This is a genomic window from Klebsiella sp. PL-2018 (assembly GCF_019048985.1).
GTDB lineage: Bacteria > Pseudomonadota > Gammaproteobacteria > Enterobacterales > Enterobacteriaceae > Klebsiella > Klebsiella michiganensis.
This window is the reverse complement of the sequence record NZ_CP077673.1, coordinates 5,367,985-5,385,380: the sequence shown is the minus strand read 5'-3', so window position 1 is coordinate 5,385,380 and position 17,396 is coordinate 5,367,985. Positions and strand designations below refer to the sequence as shown.

General features: G+C 53.5%; 21 protein-coding genes. 18 read left to right on the top strand and 3 right to left on the bottom strand.

All coding sequences use genetic code 11. From position 1 onward, the window contains the following. A complete protein-coding gene (locus MKleb_RS25510; RefSeq protein WP_163586370.1) occupies positions 1–1,491 on the top strand; it encodes a nicotinate phosphoribosyltransferase in 1,491 nt (496 codons plus the stop codon). Between the two features lie 61 nt (positions 1,492–1,552). Here the strand turns inward: MKleb_RS25510 and MKleb_RS25505 are convergent, their stop codons facing one another. Beyond that, positions 1,553–3,457, bottom strand: coding sequence for an ABC transporter ATP-binding protein (locus MKleb_RS25505; RefSeq protein ID WP_004854860.1), 1,905 nt, complete (start codon positions 3,455–3,457; stop codon positions 1,553–1,555). 175 nt (positions 3,458–3,632) lie between these two features. Here MKleb_RS25505 and kefG point away from each other — a divergent pair, with 175 nt between their 5' ends. The 4 genes from kefG to slyD all read left to right on the top strand — a co-directional run bounded on the left by kefG (position 3,633) and on the right by slyD (position 6,879). Continuing rightward, positions 3,633–4,193, top strand: coding sequence for a glutathione-regulated potassium-efflux system ancillary protein KefG (gene kefG, locus MKleb_RS25500; RefSeq protein ID WP_004854856.1), 561 nt, complete (start codon positions 3,633–3,635; stop codon positions 4,191–4,193). Further along, positions 4,180–5,985 carry a glutathione-regulated potassium-efflux system protein KefB gene (gene kefB / locus MKleb_RS25495; RefSeq protein ID WP_014227043.1) on the top strand — a complete coding sequence of 602 codons (1,806 nt, stop codon included), beginning with the start codon at positions 4,180–4,182 and terminating at the stop codon, positions 5,983–5,985. Before kefG ends, kefB begins: the two co-directional genes overlap by 14 nt. 11 nt (positions 5,986–5,996) lie before the next feature. Next, complete coding sequence (locus tag MKleb_RS25490) at positions 5,997–6,197, top strand: YheV family putative zinc ribbon protein (RefSeq protein ID WP_004106389.1); 201 nt, start codon at positions 5,997–5,999, stop codon at positions 6,195–6,197. A gap of 94 nt (positions 6,198–6,291) precedes the next feature. Next, positions 6,292–6,879 (top strand): peptidylprolyl isomerase, encoded by a 588-nt coding sequence (gene slyD / locus MKleb_RS25485; RefSeq protein ID WP_163586369.1) that lies wholly within the window; start codon positions 6,292–6,294, stop codon positions 6,877–6,879. 59 nt (positions 6,880–6,938) lie between these two features. On the opposite strand, the gene MKleb_RS25480 is transcribed toward slyD, so the two are convergent. Next, the gene (locus MKleb_RS25480; RefSeq protein ID WP_004106384.1) at positions 6,939–7,157 is read right to left on the bottom strand and encodes a protein SlyX; all 219 of its coding nucleotides are present in this window, start codon (positions 7,155–7,157) and stop codon (positions 6,939–6,941) included. Between the two features lie 222 nt (positions 7,158–7,379). On the opposite strand from MKleb_RS25480, the gene fkpA reads away from it, so the two are divergent. The 11 genes from fkpA to bfr all read left to right on the top strand — a co-directional run bounded on the left by fkpA (position 7,380) and on the right by bfr (position 15,577). Beyond that, positions 7,380–8,198 carry an FKBP-type peptidyl-prolyl cis-trans isomerase gene (gene fkpA / locus MKleb_RS25475; RefSeq protein WP_025107830.1) on the top strand — a complete coding sequence of 273 codons (819 nt, stop codon included), beginning with the start codon at positions 7,380–7,382 and terminating at the stop codon, positions 8,196–8,198. 166 nt (positions 8,199–8,364) lie between these two features. Beyond that, a complete protein-coding gene (locus MKleb_RS25470; protein WP_004106380.1) occupies positions 8,365–9,087 on the top strand; it encodes a helix-turn-helix transcriptional regulator in 723 nt (240 codons plus the stop codon). Beyond that, positions 9,087–9,473, top strand: a complete 387-nt coding sequence (gene tusD / locus MKleb_RS25465) for a sulfurtransferase complex subunit TusD (protein WP_025107829.1) — start codon at positions 9,087–9,089, stop codon at positions 9,471–9,473. The genes MKleb_RS25470 and tusD overlap by 1 nt, the downstream gene beginning before the upstream one ends. After that, complete coding sequence (tusC, locus tag MKleb_RS25460) at positions 9,473–9,832, top strand: sulfurtransferase complex subunit TusC (RefSeq protein WP_004854839.1); 360 nt, start codon at positions 9,473–9,475, stop codon at positions 9,830–9,832. Before tusD ends, tusC begins: the two co-directional genes overlap by 1 nt. Positions 9,833–9,839: 7 nt before the next feature. Then, a complete protein-coding gene (gene tusB / locus MKleb_RS25455) occupies positions 9,840–10,127 on the top strand; it encodes a sulfurtransferase complex subunit TusB (RefSeq protein ID WP_025107828.1) in 288 nt (95 codons plus the stop codon). A 124-nt stretch (positions 10,128–10,251) separates the two neighbouring features. Continuing rightward, positions 10,252–10,626: a 30S ribosomal protein S12 gene (gene rpsL / locus MKleb_RS25450; RefSeq protein ID WP_002920115.1), complete on the top strand. Its 375-nt coding sequence runs from the start codon at positions 10,252–10,254 to the stop codon at positions 10,624–10,626. Between the two features lie 95 nt (positions 10,627–10,721). Next, positions 10,722–11,192 carry a 30S ribosomal protein S7 gene (gene rpsG, locus MKleb_RS25445; protein WP_004106370.1) on the top strand — a complete coding sequence of 157 codons (471 nt, stop codon included), beginning with the start codon at positions 10,722–10,724 and terminating at the stop codon, positions 11,190–11,192. Between the two features lie 96 nt (positions 11,193–11,288). Then, entirely contained in the window at positions 11,289–13,403 is a 2,115-nt protein-coding gene (gene fusA, locus MKleb_RS25440; RefSeq protein WP_004115957.1) for an elongation factor G, read from the top strand. 70 nt (positions 13,404–13,473) lie between these two features. Then, on the top strand, positions 13,474–14,658 hold the full coding sequence (tuf, locus tag MKleb_RS25435) for an elongation factor Tu (protein ID WP_004097636.1): 1,185 nt from the start codon (positions 13,474–13,476) through the stop codon (positions 14,656–14,658). Positions 14,659–14,831: 173 nt separating this feature from the next. Then, a complete protein-coding gene (bfd, locus tag MKleb_RS25430) occupies positions 14,832–15,026 on the top strand; it encodes a bacterioferritin-associated ferredoxin (protein ID WP_004125913.1) in 195 nt (64 codons plus the stop codon). Between the two features lie 74 nt (positions 15,027–15,100). Further along, positions 15,101–15,577 carry a bacterioferritin gene (gene bfr, locus MKleb_RS25425; protein WP_004125910.1) on the top strand — a complete coding sequence of 159 codons (477 nt, stop codon included), beginning with the start codon at positions 15,101–15,103 and terminating at the stop codon, positions 15,575–15,577. Here the strand turns inward: bfr and MKleb_RS25420 are convergent. Further along, entirely contained in the window at positions 15,561–16,034 is a 474-nt protein-coding gene (locus MKleb_RS25420) for a prepilin peptidase (protein WP_217076349.1), read from the bottom strand. The genes bfr and MKleb_RS25420 overlap by 17 nt on opposite strands. Positions 16,035–16,414: 380 nt before the next feature. On the opposite strand from MKleb_RS25420, the gene rpsJ reads away from it, so the two are divergent. Continuing rightward, positions 16,415–16,726 carry a 30S ribosomal protein S10 gene (gene rpsJ, locus MKleb_RS25415; protein ID WP_001181005.1) on the top strand — a complete coding sequence of 104 codons (312 nt, stop codon included), beginning with the start codon at positions 16,415–16,417 and terminating at the stop codon, positions 16,724–16,726. A gap of 32 nt (positions 16,727–16,758) precedes the next feature. Then, positions 16,759–17,388, top strand: coding sequence for a 50S ribosomal protein L3 (rplC, locus tag MKleb_RS25410; protein ID WP_004106354.1), 630 nt, complete (start codon positions 16,759–16,761; stop codon positions 17,386–17,388). The last annotated feature ends 8 nt before the right edge of the window (positions 17,389–17,396 follow it).

The following is a 17,396-nucleotide window of genomic DNA, read 5'->3' as shown; positions in this document are numbered from 1 at the left end:
ATGAAAATAAATCCGATTCTGGCCATTGATGGTTATAAAGTTTCCCATCGCGTGCAGTATCCGCAGGGGACAACGAAGGTTTACTCTAACTTTACCCCGCGCAGCGATCGTTTTTTCCAGTCGCCGCAGGCCGATGGCAAGCTGGTGTTTTTCGGCCTGCAGGGCTTTCTGCAGTGGTTCCTGGTCGATCTGTTTAACGAGGCGTTTTTCGCCCGCCCGGAAGAGGAGGTCGTGAACGAGTATAAGCAGGTGATGGACGGCTATCTGGGGCGCGATACGGTTGGGGTGGAGCCTATTCGCGCTCTGCATCGCCTTGGCTATTTACCGCTGCATATCAAAGCGCTGGATGAAGGCACCAAGGTGCCGATGAAAGTACCGGTGCTGACCATCACCAATACGCAACCTGAGTTCTTCTGGCTGGTGAACTATCTGGAGACGGTGCTTTCGGCGGAGCTGTGGAAAGCGTCAACCAACGCGACCATCGCCCACCACTATCGCCTGATTTGCGAACGCTGGGCGGAGAAAACCTGTAGCGATCTGACGCACCTTGATTTCCAATGTCACGACTTTTCGTTTCGGGGGATGTCCGGACTGCACGACACTGCGCAGTCGGGCTGCGGACATCTGGCCAGCTTCAAAGGGACCGATAGCCTGCCTTCGCTGCTGTATGCCCGTGATTATTACACTCGCGGTGAAGATGAGCTCATCGGTGCCAGCATTCCGGCTACGGAACACAGCGTGATGTGTATGGGCGAGCGCGAGCGGGAAATTGAAACCTTTCGCCGGCTGATTACCGAAGTCCACCCGCAGGGTTTCGTCTCTATCGTCTCGGATACCTGGGACTACTGGCAGGTGCTGACCGAATACACCCGCGAGCTGCAGGCAATAATTATGCAGCGTCAGGGGCGCGTGGTATTCCGTCCGGACAGCGGCGATCCGGTGGCGATTCTGTGCGGAACCGCAGCTGACGACGACACCCGCAGCGAGCGCAGCGCCGAGGAGAAAGGCTCCGTGGAGGTTCTGTGGGAAATTTTTGGCGGCACTATCAACGAAAAAGGATACAAGGTGCTGGATCCGCATGTCGGCCTGATTTACGGCGATTCCATTACTCTCGCCAGAGCGGATGAGATCCTGCGTCGCCTGGAAGCGAAAGGCTTTGCCAGCGCTAACGTGGTGTTCGGCGTGGGTTCATTTACCTACCAGTACAACACCCGCGATACCTTCGGCTTCGCGATGAAGGCAACCTGGGGGGAGGTGAACGGCGAGGGAAGAGCCCTCTTTAAGGAGCCGAAAACCGATAATGGTCTTAAACGTTCGGCGCGTGGTCTGCTGCGCGTGGAACGCGACGCCTTGGGGGAACTGCAGCTGTACGATGGGCAAACGCTGGAACAGGAGCAGCAGGGTGAGTTAAAAACGCGCTTTCTGGATGGCAAGCTGTACGGCTATGCCTCGCTGTCGCAGATCCGCGCCCGGCTGGCGGCGCAGCGCTAAGCCAGGGTGCGGAGGATGAAAAAAGGCGGGTTAGCCCGCCTTCACGTATGGCATATTGCCGCTAGCCTTCCTGCAGCATCTGCTCCAGCTGCTCCTGGGCATCCAGCCAGGCCATTTCACACTCTTCCAGCCCGGACTTCGCGCTGGCCTGCTGCTGTAGACACGCGGTGAGCTCGGCTTTGCGGCTTTGATCGTACAATTCGCTGTCGCCCAGCTTCTCTTCCGCCTGCGCCAGCTGCGCGTTGAACTTCTCCATCTCTTTTTCCAGTCGGGCGATCTCTTTGCGCAGCGGCTGGGTCAGCGTACGCAGCTCGGCTTCCCGGCGTTTCTGATCTTTACGCGCCTGGGCGCTGTTGCCGTTTTCCTTTGGCTCTTCCGATGTCTGGCTTTCCTGCTTTTGCGAGTCGCTCAGCCACTGCTGATAGTCTTCAAGATCGCCATCGAAAGGTTCGACTTTGCTGTCGTGCACCAGATAAAGGTCATCGGTGGTGGAGCGAATCAGATGACGGTCGTGCGAAACCACCACCAGCGCGCCTTCAAAATCAATGAGCGCTTCGGTTAGCGCCTGGCGCATATCGAGATCGAGGTGGTTGGTGGGTTCATCAAGCAGCAGCAGGTTAGGCCGCTGCCAGACGATTAACGCCAGCACCAGGCGCGCTTTCTCGCCGCCGGAGAAACGCTTTGTCTCTTCGTTGACTTTATCGCTCTGGAAGCCGAAACCGCCCAGATAGTCGCGCAGCTTCTGCTCCAGCTCCTGCGGCGCAATACGGGCAAGATGCTGCAGCGGGGATTCGTCGGCGCGCAGAAACTCCAGCTGATGCTGAGCGAAGTAGCCAAGCTTGATGCCTTTCGCCAGACCAATTTCACCCTGCAGCGGCTGTAGCTCGCCGGCCAGCAGTTTTATCAGCGTCGATTTACCGGCCCCGTTGCGCCCCAGCAGACCGATGCGCGAACCGGGAACCAGATTCAGCTTGATTGAGTCGAGAATCACGCGCTCGCCATAACCGGCGCTGACCTTTTCCATTTTCAATAGGGGATTGGGCAGGCTTTCCGGCGCGCGGAAGCTAAAGTGAAACGGGTTATCAACGTGGGCAGGGGCGATGAGCTCCATACGCTCGAGCATTTTGATACGGCTTTGCGCCTGTTTAGCTTTGGTGGCTTTGGCGCGAAAACGGTCGATGTAGCTCTGCAAATGCGCGACGCGCAGCTGCTGGCTCTCATACATCGACTGTTGCTGCGCAAGACGGGTCGCGCGCTGCACTTCAAATGAGCTGTAGTTGCCGGTGTACTCGAACATCGTTTGCTGTTCGATATGGATAATTTTGTCGACGATCGGATCGAGAAAATCGCGATCGTGGGAGATCAGTATCAGGGTCCCCGGGTAGCCTTTGAGCCACTTCTCCAGCCAGATGACCGCGTCGAGATCGAGGTGGTTCGTCGGTTCATCAAGCAGCAGCAGATCGGAACGGCAAATCAGCGCCTGCGCGAGGTTGAGACGCATACGCCAGCCGCCGGAAAAGTCGCTCACCGGTCTTTCAAGCTGTTCGTTGCTGAAACCGAGCCCGTGGAGCAGGCTGGCCGCACGCGAGCGGATGGTCCAGGCGTCGATGGCGTCCAGCTTACCGTGGACCGTCGCGATGGCATGGCCGTCATTACGTTCGTTGGCTTCGTGCAGGTCCGCCTCCAGCTTGCGGAATTCGCGATCGCCATCAATAACATAGTCAATAGCCGGCTGCGCAAGCGCAGGCGTTTCCTGATTAACCCAGGCCAGCTGCCAGCTGCCGGGGAAGGTCATTGAGCCGCCGTCGGCGCTAATCTCGTTTTTCAAAAGCGAAAGCAGCGTGGATTTACCGCAGCCGTTTTTACCCACCAGGCCGACTTTTTGCCCTGGGTTGATGGTGGCGGTAGCGTTGTCCAGCAGGACGCGTACGCCGCGACGAATTTGTAAGGAGGAGAAAACAATCATAAGGCGCCGTATGTTCTGACTATGTTAATTTGTCATTATGATAATGTAGTGTCGAGCGAATCGCTCAACCGGGCCGCAATGGTAGCCCAAAATGAAGATGATACACAAAGTCATTCTGGTTGCGTCGGGACGCAGCCGCTGCACAGGCCGCCAGAAGACGTTCGGGAGGGGAAAGATGTCTCAGACAGCGAAAGTTTTGCTGCTGTATGCCCACCCAGAATCTCAGGATTCCGTGGCCAACCGGGTTTTGCTTGAACCGGCCTTACAGTTGTCGAATGTTACCGTGCACGATCTCTACGCGCACTATCCGGATTTTTTTATCGATATCGCCTGCGAGCAGGATCTCCTGCGCCAGCATGAGGTGATTGTTTTCCAGCATCCGCTCTATACCTGGAGCTGCCCGGCGCTGATGAAAGAGTGGCTGGACAGGGTGCTCAGCCGCGGCTTTGCCAGCGGGGCGGGAGGGAATCAGCTGGCGGGAAAGTACTGGCGTAGCGTCATTACTACCGGCGAGCCGGAGAGCGCCTACCGGCGCGATGCCCACCGTTATCCGATGAATGATATTCTCCGCCCTTTCGAACTGACCGCCGGTATGTGCCGCATGCACTGGATGAGCCCGATTATCGTCTACTGGGCGCGTCGGCAATCACCCGACGATCTGAAAAGCCGCGCTCGCGCCTACCGCGATTGGCTGGCTAACCCTGTAACGGCGGGAGGTCCAAATGGCGGGAGCTGATTTACTGCTGGCCGGGGTGTTATTTCTGTTTGCCGCCGTAGTGGCGGTGCCGCTGGCGGCGAGGCTGGGTATTGGTGCCGTGCTGGGGTATCTGTTGGCCGGTATCGCCATCGGCCCCTGGGGATTAGGCTTCATCAGCGATGTGGATGAAATTCTTCACTTCTCAGAATTAGGCGTCGTCTTTCTGATGTTTATCATCGGACTGGAGTTGAATCCGTCCAAGCTGTGGCGGCTGAGAAGCTCCATTTTCGGCGTCGGGGCCGCTCAGGTCGCCTTCAGCGCGCTGATACTTGGCGGTTTGCTCATGCTTAGCGACTTCTCATGGCGCGCTGCGGTGGTTGGCGGAATTGGGCTGGCGATGTCTTCCACCGCGATGGCGCTGCAGCTGATGCGGGAGAAAGGCATGAGCCGCAGCGAGTCCGGGCAGCTGGGCTTCTCCGTACTGCTGTTTCAGGATCTGGCTGTGATCCCGGCCCTGGCACTGGTTCCCCTGCTCGCAGGGTCAGGTGACGACCATTTTAACTGGCTCACCATCGGGATGAAGGTGCTGGCCTTCGGCGGAATGCTGGTTGGAGGTCGTTATCTGCTGAGGCCGGTATTTCGGTTTATCGCCGGCTCCGGCGTGCGGGAGGTCTTTACCGCGGCGACGCTACTGCTGGTTCTTGGATCGGCGTTGTTTATGGATGCGCTCGGTTTGTCGATGGCGCTGGGGACCTTTATCGCCGGCGTCCTGCTGGCAGAGAGCGAGTATCGCCACGAGCTGGAAATCGCCATTGAGCCGTTTAAAGGGCTTCTCCTCGGGCTGTTCTTTATTTCCGTTGGCATGGCGCTGAACCTTGGGGTGCTTTATACCCATTTACTGTGGGTTGTGGCCAGCGTCGCGATACTGGTGACGGTAAAAGGTCTCGTCCTGTATCTTCTGGCACGGGTTTATGGCCTGCGCAGCTCTGAACGGGTGCAGTTTGCCGGCGTGCTGAGCCAGGGGGGAGAGTTTGCCTTTGTGCTGTTCTCACTCCCCGCTTCGCTTCGTCTGTTTCAAAACGATCAGATGGCCCTGCTGCTGGTGACGGTGACATTATCGATGATGACCACGCCGCTGCTGATGAAGCTCATCGATAAAGTCCTTTCGCGGCGATTGAACCAACCTGAAGAGGAGGGCGAGGCTCCGTGGGTTGAAGATGACAAACCGCAGGTGATCATCGTTGGTTTTGGGCGTTTCGGCCAGGTGATTGGCCGTCTGCTGATGGCGAACAAAATGCGTATTACGGTACTGGAGCGCGATATCAGCGCGGTCAATCTGATGCGTAAATATGGCTATAAAGTTTATTTTGGCGATGCGACGCAGCTGGAGCTCCTGCGCTCGGCGGGAGCCGAAGACGCGCAGTCGATCGTTATCACCTGCAACGAGCCGGAAGATACCATGAAGCTGGTGGAGATGTGTCAACAACACTTTCCACATCTCCATATTCTGGCGCGAGCGCGGGGACGCGTTGAGGCCCATGAGCTGCTGCAGGCGGGAGTGGCGCAGTTTTCCCGCGAAACCTTCTCCAGCGCGCTGGAGCTAGGACGAAAAGCGCTTATCTCGCTCGGCATGCATCCCCATCAGGCGCAGCGCGCCCAGCTGCATTTTCGGCGCCTCGATATGCGGATGCTGCGTGAGTTAATGCCGGTGCATAGTGATACCCTGCAGATATCCCGCGTGCGGGAAGCCAGACGCGAGCTGGAGGAGATTTTTCAGCGCGAGATGCAAAAAGAGAGCAGGCAGTTAGACGGCTGGGATGAATTTGAATAAAGGTAAATGATATGGCTGTGCGTAAACGTTTTATCGCCGGTGCGAAATGCCCGGCGTGCCAGGCCCAGGATTCGCTGGCGATGTGGCGTGAGAATAATGTCGATATTGTTGAGTGCGTTAAGTGCGGTCATCAGATGCGTGAGGCGGATAAAGAGGTCCGCGAGCATGTTCGCAAAGAAGAGCAAGTGATAGGCATTTTTCATCCGGACTAGCGTTATCTATCGGCTTTTTTTAAGCTAGAGGGTACACGGGTGCAGAATTCCGCTACAATCTGCGCCACTATTCTTCCCATGCTCAGGAGATATCATGAAAGTAGCAAAAGACCTGGTGGTCAGCCTGGCCTATCAGGTACGTACAGAAGACGGTGTGTTGGTTGATGAGTCTCCGGTAAGCGCGCCGCTTGACTACCTGCATGGTCACGGTTCCCTGATTTCCGGCCTGGAAAACGCGCTGGACGGCCACAACGTTGGCGACAAATTTGACGTCGAAGTCGGCGCTAACGATGCATACGGTCAGTACGACGAAAACCTGGTTCAGCGCGTTCCTAAAGACGTATTTATGGGCGTTGATGAACTGCAGGTTGGCATGCGCTTCCTGGCGGAAACCGATCAGGGTCCGGTACCGGTAGAAATCACCGAAGTGGGTGACGAACACGTTGTTGTTGACGGTAACCACATGCTGGCTGGTCAGAATCTGAAGTTCAACGTTGAAGTTGTCGCGATTCGCGAAGCAACGGCGGAAGAGCTGGAGCATGGTCATGTACACGGTGCTCACGGGCACGATCATGGCCACGACCACGATCATGATGGTTGCTGCGGTGGCCACGGCCATGACCATGACCACGAACATGGCAAAGGCGGCTGCGGCGGCAACGGCGGCTGCGGCTGCCACTAATTCCGCTGCGCTCGCGTCGCGGAATAGAAAAAAGCGGGGAAACCCGCTTTTTTTACGTCTTAATAGTGCGGCGGGGGCGTTTCTTCCGCCTGTGAAGCCATATGCGACGGCTGAGTGGCTTTCAGTTTTTCGACCATCAGGCGCATATGTTCGCGCATCCTCGCCATTTCTATCTCGTGGGCGGTGACGGTCTTGTTGAGGTCTTCAATAGTGATTTCCTGAAACGCCAGTCTGCTCTCCAGCTCCGCAAGGCGAGTCTCTAAAGTGCTATCGTGCATGAGTAACCTCTTCTGTCTTATCCTGCGGGCGGATTCTACTGAAGTTTCAGCATCCGCGCAGCATCGTTACGTCTGACAGGAAACTAATTCATACAAAAATAGTCTTAAATGAGGCGATATTCAGGTACGTCTGTATGTTGATTTGTTCTGCAACGTTCTATAGTACGTTTTTTGTTTTTTACGATAACCCTGGGGTGAGATGCCCCGGCCCTGGAGAAATGGATGAAATCACTGTTTAAAGTAACGCTGCTGGCGACCACTATGGCCATCGCCCTGAATGCACCGCTGAGCTTCGCTGCTGAGACTACAGCGAAAGCGGCACCCGCAACGGACAGCAAATCGGCATTTAAAAATGACGATCAGAAATCTGCTTATGCGCTGGGTGCATCGCTGGGACGTTACATGGAAAACTCCCTGAAAGAACAAGAAAAACTGGGCATCAAATTAGATAAAGATCAGCTGATCGCCGGCGTTCAGGACGCTTTTGCTGATAAGAGCAAACTGTCCGATCAGGAGATCGAACAGACTCTGCAGGCGTTTGAAACCCGTGTAAAAACTGCTGCTCAGCAGAAAATGGAAAAAGACGCCTCTGAGAATGAAGCAAAAGGCAAAGCTTACCGTGACGCCTTTGCCAAAGAGAAAGGCGTGAAAACGTCTAAATCTGGCCTGCTCTACAAAGTCGAGAAAGCGGGGACCGGCGAAACGCCGAAAGACAGCGATACCGTTGTCGTCAACTACAAAGGTACGCTGATCGACGGTAAAGAGTTTGATAACTCTTATACCCGCGGCGAGCCGCTTTCCTTCCGCCTGGACGGGGTGATCCCGGGCTGGACCGAAGGCCTGAAGAACATCAAGAAAGGCGGTAAAATCCAGCTGGTCATTCCACCGGATCTGGCTTACGGCAAAACTGGCGTACCGGGTATCCCGGCAAACTCTACTCTGGTATTTGATGTAGAGCTGCTGGATATTAAACCGGCGCCGAAAGCAGACGCCAAGCCTGAAGCCGCTGCTGAAGCGCCAGCCGCTGACGCTAAGAAGTAATCGGTTTTAAGCCGCCGCCTCCAGGGGCGGCGGTTTTTTTATTGCGGGCAGATATAATTAAAACTGGAAAGAACCTCAGGCGCTGTATTACTTTAGATAGATTAATAATGATGATGAGCCTGCCCTGACGATAACGACAGGCTCCTGAAAAGGAGTGCTTTTTTTCATGTCCAGGTCGCTTTTAACCAACGAGACCAGTGAGCTTGATTTGCTGGATCAACGTCCTTTTGACCAGACCGACTTCGATATCCTTAAATCCTATGAAGCGGTAGTGGACGGGTTAGCGATGCTCATCGGTTCCCACTGTGAAATCGTATTGCACTCATTGCAGGACTTAAAATGTTCCGCTATTCGTATCGCCAACGGTGAACACACCGGCCGTCAAATCGGCTCGCCAATTACCGACCTTGCGCTGCGCATGCTGCACGATATGACTGGAGCCGATAGCAGCGTTTCCAAATGCTATTTTACTCGCGCCAAAAGCGGTGTGCTGATGAAATCGGTCACCATCGCTATCCGCAACCGTGACCATCGGGTCATTGGCCTGCTGTGCATCAACATGAACCTTGATGTCCCTTTCTCACAAATCATGAGCACCTTTATTCCGCCGGAAACGACGGAGGTGAATTCCCAGGTCAACTTTGCTTCATCGGTTGACGATCTGGTGGCCCAGACGCTTGAGTTCACGATTGAAGAGGTGAACGCTGACCGTAACGTTTCTAACAACGCTAAAAATCGGCAGATCGTCCTGAACCTCTATGAGAAGGGGATCTTTGATATCAAAGATGCCATCAACCAGGTGGCCGATAGGCTGAACATCTCTAAGCACACGGTCTATCTCTACATTCGTCAGTTCAAAAGTGGAGATTTCCAGGGGCTGGATAAGTAATGCGCTTTGCCATTACGGTAACGGGGCCCGCTTATGGTACCCAGCAGGCCAGCAGCGCACTACAGTTTGCCCGCGCCGTTTTGCAGGAAGGCCACGAGTTGATCAGCATCTTTTTCTATCGTGAAGGCGTCTATAACGCGAATCAGCTCACGGCGCCCGCCAGCGACGAATTTGATCTGGTTCGGGCCTGGCAGACGCTGCATGACGAACACGCCGTTTCCTTGCATATCTGTGTAGCCGCAGCGTTACGCCGTGGAATCACTGATGAACAGGAGGCACGGCAGTTGAATTTGCCTGGGTATAATTTGCAGCCGGGCTTTACCTTGAGCGGATTGGGCGCGCTGGCGGAAGCCGCGTTAACCTGCGATCGCATGGTGCAGTTTTGATGAAGCGCGTAGCCTTTGTTTTTTCGTCTGCGCCTCATGGTTCAGCGTCGGGCAGGGAAGGGCTGGACGCCCTGCTGGCAACCTCCGCGCTGACGGAGGAGATCGGCGTTTTCTTCGTGGGCGATGGCGTCTTTCAGCTTCTTCCCGGACAGCGCCCCGCAGCGGTGCTGGCGCGCGACTATATCTCCACCTTTAAGCTCTTATCGCTATACGATATCGAACAGTGCTGGATTTGCGCTGCTTCAGCACGGGAGCGCGGTCTGAATTCTGCCACGCCGTGGGTTGTTGATGGCGAATGGCTGGAGCCAGAGGCTTTGCGCGCCCGGCTTGACGATTTTAACGTGATACTGCGGTTCTGAGGCTCGAATGCTCCACACGCTAAGCACATCCCCCTGGCACGCCGATATGGCGGCTATGCTCCGTTTGCTAAAAGAGGGCGACGATCTTCTGCTGCTGTCGGACGGCGTTATCGCCGCTCTCGCGGAAGGCCGTTTCCTTGAAATCCTGCAATCTGCCCCCATATCCCTCTACGCTCTGCAAGAAGATATCGAAGCCCGCGGGCTGGCTGGTCAAATTGCGGACAGTGTCGTCAGGGTTAGCTATACTGATTTCGTCAGACTTTCAGTCAAACATGCAGGTCAGTTGTCCTGGTAATGGCGGGATCGTTGTATATTTCTTGACACCTTTTCGGCACCGCCCTAAAATTCTGCGTCCTCATATTATATGAGGCGATTTATTACGTGTTTACGAAGCAAAAGCTAAAACCAGGAGCTATTTAATGGCAACAATTAACCAGCTGGTACGCAAACCACGCGCGCGCAAAGTTGCAAAGAGCAACGTGCCGGCGCTGGAAGCCTGCCCGCAGAAACGTGGCGTATGTACTCGTGTATATACCACCACTCCTAAGAAACCGAACTCCGCACTGCGTAAAGTTTGCCGTGTGCGTCTGACTAACGGTTTCGAAGTCACCTCCTACATCGGTGGTGAAGGTCACAACCTGCAGGAGCACTCCGTGATCCTGATCCGTGGCGGTCGTGTTAAAGACCTTCCGGGTGTTCGTTACCACACCGTTCGTGGTGCGCTTGACTGCTCCGGCGTTAAAGACCGTAAGCAAGCTCGCTCCAAGTATGGCGTGAAGCGTCCTAAGGCTTAATGGTTCTCCGTTAAGTAAGGCCAAACGTTTTATATTAATGTCAAACTAAACTCTTAGAGTTTTGGACAATCCTGAATTAACAACGGAGTATTTCCATGCCACGTCGTCGCGTCATTGGTCAGCGTAAAATCCTGCCGGATCCTAAGTTCGGATCAGAACTGCTGGCTAAATTTGTAAATATCCTGATGGTAGATGGTAAAAAATCTACTGCAGAAGCAATCGTATACAGCGCGCTGGAGACCCTGGCTCAGCGCTCTGGTAAAAATGAACTGGAAGCTTTCGAAGTCGCTCTCGACAACGTGCGCCCGACTGTAGAAGTTAAGTCTCGCCGCGTTGGTGGTTCTACTTATCAGGTTCCAGTTGAAGTCCGTCCGGTTCGTCGTAATGCTCTGGCAATGCGTTGGATCGTTGAAGCTGCTCGTAAACGTGGTGATAAATCCATGGCTCTGCGTCTGGCGAACGAACTTTCTGATGCTGCAGACAACAAAGGTACTGCAGTTAAGAAACGTGAAGACGTTCACCGTATGGCAGAAGCCAACAAGGCGTTCGCACACTACCGTTGGTAATCCCTTCGGAGTATTAGTCACCAGGCGGGCGCTTCAGATAAGTCGCCCGTTTTGGATAACTTAACTGAACGCCTAAAGAAATAAACGAGGAATCAAATGGCTCGTACAACACCCATCGCACGCTACCGTAACATCGGTATCAGTGCGCACATCGACGCCGGTAAAACTACTACTACCGAACGTATTCTGTTCTACACCGGTGTAAACCACAAAATCGGTGAAGTTCATGACGGCGCTGCCACCATGGACTGGATGGAACAGGAGCAGGAGCGTGGTATTACTATCACCTCCGCAGCGACTACTGCATTCTGGTCAGGTATGGCTAAGCAGTATGAACCGCATCGCGTAAACATCATCGACACCCCGGGGCACGTTGACTTCACCATCGAAGTAGAACGTTCCATGCGTGTGCTTGATGGTGCAGTAATGGTTTACTGCGCAGTTGGTGGTGTTCAGCCTCAGTCTGAAACCGTATGGCGTCAGGCAAACAAATACAAAGTTCCGCGCATTGCGTTCGTTAACAAAATGGACCGTATGGGTGCGAACTTCCTGAAAGTTGTTGGTCAGATCAAAACCCGTCTGGGCGCGAACCCTGTTCCGCTGCAGCTGGCGATTGGCGCTGAAGAAGCGTTCACCGGTGTTGTTGACCTGGTGAAAATGAAAGCCATCAACTGGAACGAAGAAGACGCAGGTGTAACCTTCACTTACGAAGATATCCCGGCAGACATGCAGGAACTGGCCGAAGAATGGCACCAGAACCTGATCGAGTCCGCTGCTGAAGCTTCTGAAGAGCTGATGGAGAAATACCTGGGTGGTGAAGAACTGACTGAAGAAGAGATTAAAACTGCTCTCCGTCAGCGCGTTCTGAACAACGAAATCATCCTGGTAACCTGTGGTTCTGCGTTCAAGAACAAAGGTGTTCAGGCGATGCTGGATGCGGTAGTTGACTACCTGCCATCCCCGGTTGACGTACCTGCGATCAACGGTATCCTGGACGATGGTAAAGATACTCCGGCTGAGCGTCACGCTAGCGATGATGAGCCGTTTGCTGCTCTGGCATTCAAAATCGCTACCGACCCGTTCGTGGGTAACCTGACCTTCTTCCGCGTGTACTCTGGTGTGGTTAACTCTGGTGATACCATCCTGAACTCCGTGAAAGCTGCACGTGAGCGTTTCGGTCGTATCGTACAGATGCACGCTAACAAACGTGAAGAGATCAAAGAAGTTCGCGCGGGCGATATCGCTGCTGCTATCGGTCTGAAAGACGTAACTACGGGTGACACTCTGTGCGATCCTAATGCGCCGATCATTCTGGAGCGTATGGAATTCCCTGAGCCGGTAATCTCTATCGCCGTTGAACCGAAAACCAAAGCTGACCAGGAAAAAATGGGTCTGGCTCTGGGCCGTCTGGCTAAAGAAGACCCGTCTTTCCGCGTATGGACTGACGAAGAATCTAACCAGACCATCATCGCCGGTATGGGTGAGCTGCACCTCGACATCATCGTTGACCGTATGAAGCGTGAATTCAACGTTGAAGCGAACGTCGGTAAACCTCAGGTTGCTTACCGCGAAGCGATTCGCGCGAAAGTTACCGATATCGAAGGTAAACACGCTAAACAGTCTGGTGGTCGCGGTCAGTACGGTCACGTCGTTATCGACATGTACCCACTGGAGCCGGGCTCTAACCCGAAAGGTTATGAGTTCATCAACGACATCAAAGGTGGTGTAATTCCTGGCGAATACATCCCGGCCGTTGATAAAGGCATCCAGGAGCAGCTGAAAGCAGGTCCTCTGGCTGGTTATCCGGTAGTTGATCTGGGCGTGCGTCTGCACTTCGGTTCTTACCACGACGTTGACTCCTCTGAACTGGCGTTTAAACTGGCCGCTTCTATTGCCTTTAAAGATGGCTTTAAGAAAGCGAAACCAGTTCTGCTTGAGCCGATCATGAAGGTTGAAGTAGAAACTCCGGAAGAGAACACTGGTGACGTTATCGGTGACCTTAGCCGTCGTCGCGGTATGCTGCGCGGTCAGGAATCCAACGTGACTGGCGTTGTGATCCACGCTGAAGTTCCGCTGTCTGAAATGTTCGGATATGCAACTCAGCTGCGTTCTCTGACCAAAGGTCGTGCTTCTTACTCCATGGAGTTCCTGAAGTATGATGATGCGCCGAACAACGTTGCTCAGGCCGTAATCGAAGCCCGTGGTAAATAAGCCGCAGGGTTAAAACCAAAGTCCCGTGCTCTCTCCAGAAGGGGAGAGCACTATAGTAAGGAATATAGCCGTGTCTAAAGAAAAATTTGAACGTACAAAACCGCACGTCAACGTCGGTACTATCGGCCACGTTGACCATGGTAAAACTACTCTGACCGCTGCAATCACTACCGTTCTGGCTAAAACCTACGGTGGTTCTGCTCGCGCATTCGACCAGATCGATAACGCGCCGGAAGAAAAAGCTCGTGGTATCACCATCAACACTTCTCACGTTGAATATGACACCCCGACTCGCCACTACGCGCACGTAGACTGCCCGGGCCACGCCGACTATGTTAAAAACATGATCACCGGTGCTGCGCAGATGGACGGCGCGATCCTGGTTGTTGCTGCGACTGACGGCCCGATGCCGCAGACTCGTGAGCACATCCTGCTGGGTCGTCAGGTAGGCGTTCCGTACATCATCGTGTTCCTGAACAAATGCGACATGGTTGATGACGAAGAGCTGCTGGAACTGGTTGAAATGGAAGTTCGTGAACTTCTGTCTCAGTACGATTTCCCGGGCGACGACACTCCGATCGTTCGCGGTTCCGCTCTGAAAGCGCTGGAAGGCGACGCAGACTGGGAAGCGAAAATCATCGAACTGGCTGGCTACCTGGATTCTTACATCCCGGAACCAGAGCGTGCGATTGACAAGCCGTTCCTGCTGCCGATCGAAGACGTATTCTCCATCTCCGGTCGTGGTACCGTTGTTACCGGTCGTGTAGAGCGCGGTATCATCAAAGTTGGCGAAGAAGTTGAAATCGTTGGTATCAAAGAGACTGCGAAGTCTACCTGTACTGGCGTTGAAATGTTCCGCAAACTGCTGGACGAAGGCCGTGCTGGTGAGAACGTTGGTGTTCTGCTGCGTGGTATCAAACGTGAAGAAATCGAACGTGGTCAGGTACTGGCTAAGCCGGGTTCTATCAAGCCGCACACCAAGTTCGAATCTGAAGTGTACATTCTGTCCAAAGACGAAGGCGGCCGTCATACTCCGTTCTTCAAAGGCTACCGTCCGCAGTTCTACTTCCGTACAACTGACGTGACTGGCACCATCGAACTGCCGGAAGGCGTAGAGATGGTAATGCCGGGCGACAACATCAAAATGGTTGTTACCCTGATCCACCCGATCGCGATGGACGACGGTCTGCGTTTCGCAATCCGTGAAGGTGGCCGTACCGTTGGCGCGGGCGTTGTTGCTAAAGTTCTGGGCTAATATTTAGTTCTGAATTAAAAAGGGCGCTAAGGCGCCCTTTTTGCTGTCTGCTATTTGCATGAAGCAGCACAGTGACTGACAGCAAAGAGATTAAACGCCTATTTAATAAACAGTCTATTGTAATCATAACTATTCTCATTTACACTTTGTCTGTAAGTTGAACGGGAGTATATATGTACGTTTGTCTGTGTAATGGTGTGAACGATAAAAAAATTCGTCAGGCTGTGCGCCAATTCAATCCTCAGTCTTTTCAGCAGCTGCGGAAATTTATTCCCGTTGGAAATCAATGTGGTAAGTGCGTTCGTGCAGCACGAGAAATTATGGAAGATGAATTAACCCGCATGCCGGAATATCAAGAGATCGCCTGAAGTCTCTCAGCTTTACTTTGACATCCCTATAGCCCGAACTACGCTTCAATAAGTGGAAGCGGAGGGACTATATAATGAAAGGTGATGTCAAAATCATAAGTTATCTCAATAAATTATTGGGAAATGAGCTAGTCGCAATTAATCAATACTTTCTCCATGCGAGAATGTTCAAGAACTGGGGCCTGATGCGCCTCAATGATGTCGAGTACCACGAATCTATCGATGAAATGAAGCATGCCGATAAATATATCGAGCGCATTTTATTTCTCGAAGGGATCCCGAACCTGCAGGATCTCGGCAAACTCCGCATCGGAGAGGACGTCGAGGAGATGCTGCAATCCGACCTGAGGCTGGAACTGGAAGGGGCGAAGGATCTACGAGAAGCCATCGCCTATGCTGACAGCGTCCACGACTACGTCAGCCGTGATATGTTAATCACCATCCTCGCCGATGAAGAAGGCCATATCGACTGGCTGGAAACCGAGCTGGATTTGATAGGTAAAATTGGTCTGCAGAATTATCTTCAGTCGCAGATTAAAGTGGCTGACTAAAAAACGTCTGCCAACCACATAGCAAACCCGCTGTGGCCAGGAAAGGGCCGAAAGGCAGCGGGTTGCGTAATGCCAGCCTATGTTTGCCGCACAGCATCAGAACCGTTACGGCAGCGCAGGCGAGAATCGTTGCTATAATTACGAGCTGCGGTAAAACTCTCCATCCCTGCCATGCCCCTAGTGCGGCGAGAAATTTGACATCGCCGTAGCCGATGCCTTCACGCCCGCGTATTCCCCTGTAGAGCCAATAGATCAACGCAAAGGCCAGACAGCCTGCTATCGCTCCCCAGACTGCATGCTGCAGATTGGCTGGTGACATACACAGATAATAAAGCAACCCGCCCCACAGCAGAGGGCAGGTAAATTTATCGGGTAGCAAGCCATAGCGCAGATCGTGCCAACAAAGCGTGAGTAATAACCCGCCATAAATAATAAAGAATGCCAAAGTCGCTATCATCGATGGTTTCCATGTGGTGGTCCTGGGTACCGAGTGTGATGCAGGAGCCGAGCCTCTGGCAAAAGGCAATAAACAGGAATGGATGTCCCGCTCCAGAGTATTTGTCGGCCTTTCATGGCATTGCGTCGGGAGTGGAAGTGAGCTCGCAGAAACAGGTGATGATTTTGTACGCAGCCCTTGCGTTGTCGCTGAATTTGCGTATAATGCGCGGGCCTGTCAAAGTTGACGGCCGGTTCGATATGAACCCTGGTAGCAGCAACACGCTACCAAACAATGTTCCCAATTGGGGAACTATGTAAGAACGGTTACACTCTCCCATCAATCGTAATGGGTATGAGGAGTAACCATTTCGTCTATAAAATAATTGGAGCTCTGGTCTCATGCAGAACCAAAGAATCCGTATCCGCCTTAAAGCGTTTGATCATCGTCTGATCGATCAATCAACCGCGGAAATCGTCGAGACTGCTAAACGCACTGGTGCGCAAGTCCGTGGTCCGATCCCGCTGCCGACCCGCAAAGAGCGCTTTACCGTTCTGATCTCTCCGCACGTTAACAAAGACGCGCGCGATCAGTACGAAATCCGCACTCATAAGCGTCTGGTTGACATCGTTGAGCCAACTGAAAAAACCGTTGATGCTCTGATGCGTCTGGATCTGGCTGCCGGTGTAGACGTGCAGATCAGCCTGGGTTAATCAGGTCATCGAGCGATTGAGAGGTTGAAACAATGATTGGTTTAGTCGGTAAAAAAGTGGGCATGACCCGCATCTTCACTGAAGATGGCGTATCTATCCCAGTAACCGTAATCGAAGTTGAAGCAAACCGCGTTACTCAGGTTAAAGATCTGGCTAACGATGGCTACCGTGCCGTTCAGGTGACCACTGGTGCTAAAAAAGCTAACCGTGTAACCAAACCGGAAGCGGGTCACTTCGCTAAAGCTGGCGTAGAAGCTGGCCGTGGTCTGTGGGAATTCCGTCTGGCTGACGGCGAAGAGTTCACCGTAGGTCAGGACATTAGCGTTGAGCTGTTTGCTGACGTTAAAAAAGTTGACGTAACCGGTACCTCTAAAGGTAAAGGTTTTGCTGGTACCGTTAAGCGCTGGAACTTCCGTACCCAGGACGCTACTCACGGTAACTCCTTGTCTCACCGCGTTCCGGGTTCTATCGGTCAGAACCAGACTCCGGGCAAAGTGTTCAAAGGCAAGAAAATGGCAGGTCAGCTGGGTAACGAACGTGTCACCGTTCAGAGCCTGGACGTAGTACGTGTTGACGCTGAGCGCAACCTGCTGCTGGTTAAAGGCGCGGTCCCGGGTGCAACCGGTAGCGACCTGATCGTTAAACCAGCTGTGAAGGCGTAAGGGGATAG

Excerpts from the sequence above, each read along its gene's own strand:
- MKleb_RS25510 (WP_163586370.1), top strand. The coding sequence starts at position 1 with ATGAAAATAAATCCGATTCTGGCCATTGATGGTTATAAAGTTTCCCAT.
- MKleb_RS25505 (WP_004854860.1), bottom strand. The coding sequence starts at position 3,457 with ATGATTGTTTTCTCCTCCTTACAAATTCGTCGCGGCGTACGCGTCCTG.
- kefG (WP_004854856.1), top strand. The coding sequence starts at position 3,633 with ATGTCTCAGACAGCGAAAGTTTTGCTGCTGTATGCCCACCCAGAATCT.
- kefB (WP_014227043.1), top strand. The coding sequence starts at position 4,180 with ATGGCGGGAGCTGATTTACTGCTGGCCGGGGTGTTATTTCTGTTTGCC.
- MKleb_RS25490 (WP_004106389.1), top strand. The coding sequence starts at position 5,997 with ATGGCTGTGCGTAAACGTTTTATCGCCGGTGCGAAATGCCCGGCGTGC.
- slyD (WP_163586369.1), top strand. The coding sequence starts at position 6,292 with ATGAAAGTAGCAAAAGACCTGGTGGTCAGCCTGGCCTATCAGGTACGT.
- MKleb_RS25480 (WP_004106384.1), bottom strand. The coding sequence starts at position 7,157 with ATGCACGATAGCACTTTAGAGACTCGCCTTGCGGAGCTGGAGAGCAGA.
- fkpA (WP_025107830.1), top strand. The coding sequence starts at position 7,380 with ATGAAATCACTGTTTAAAGTAACGCTGCTGGCGACCACTATGGCCATC.
- MKleb_RS25470 (WP_004106380.1), top strand. The coding sequence starts at position 8,365 with ATGTCCAGGTCGCTTTTAACCAACGAGACCAGTGAGCTTGATTTGCTG.
- tusD (WP_025107829.1), top strand. The coding sequence starts at position 9,087 with ATGCGCTTTGCCATTACGGTAACGGGGCCCGCTTATGGTACCCAGCAG.
- tusC (WP_004854839.1), top strand. The coding sequence starts at position 9,473 with ATGAAGCGCGTAGCCTTTGTTTTTTCGTCTGCGCCTCATGGTTCAGCG.
- tusB (WP_025107828.1), top strand. The coding sequence starts at position 9,840 with ATGCTCCACACGCTAAGCACATCCCCCTGGCACGCCGATATGGCGGCT.
- rpsL (WP_002920115.1), top strand. The coding sequence starts at position 10,252 with ATGGCAACAATTAACCAGCTGGTACGCAAACCACGCGCGCGCAAAGTT.
- rpsG (WP_004106370.1), top strand. The coding sequence starts at position 10,722 with ATGCCACGTCGTCGCGTCATTGGTCAGCGTAAAATCCTGCCGGATCCT.
- fusA (WP_004115957.1), top strand. The coding sequence starts at position 11,289 with ATGGCTCGTACAACACCCATCGCACGCTACCGTAACATCGGTATCAGT.
- bfd (WP_004125913.1), top strand. The coding sequence starts at position 14,832 with ATGTACGTTTGTCTGTGTAATGGTGTGAACGATAAAAAAATTCGTCAG.
- bfr (WP_004125910.1), top strand. The coding sequence starts at position 15,101 with ATGAAAGGTGATGTCAAAATCATAAGTTATCTCAATAAATTATTGGGA.
- MKleb_RS25420 (WP_217076349.1), bottom strand. The coding sequence starts at position 16,034 with ATGATAGCGACTTTGGCATTCTTTATTATTTATGGCGGGTTATTACTC.
- rpsJ (WP_001181005.1), top strand. The coding sequence starts at position 16,415 with ATGCAGAACCAAAGAATCCGTATCCGCCTTAAAGCGTTTGATCATCGT.
- rplC (WP_004106354.1), top strand. The coding sequence starts at position 16,759 with ATGATTGGTTTAGTCGGTAAAAAAGTGGGCATGACCCGCATCTTCACT.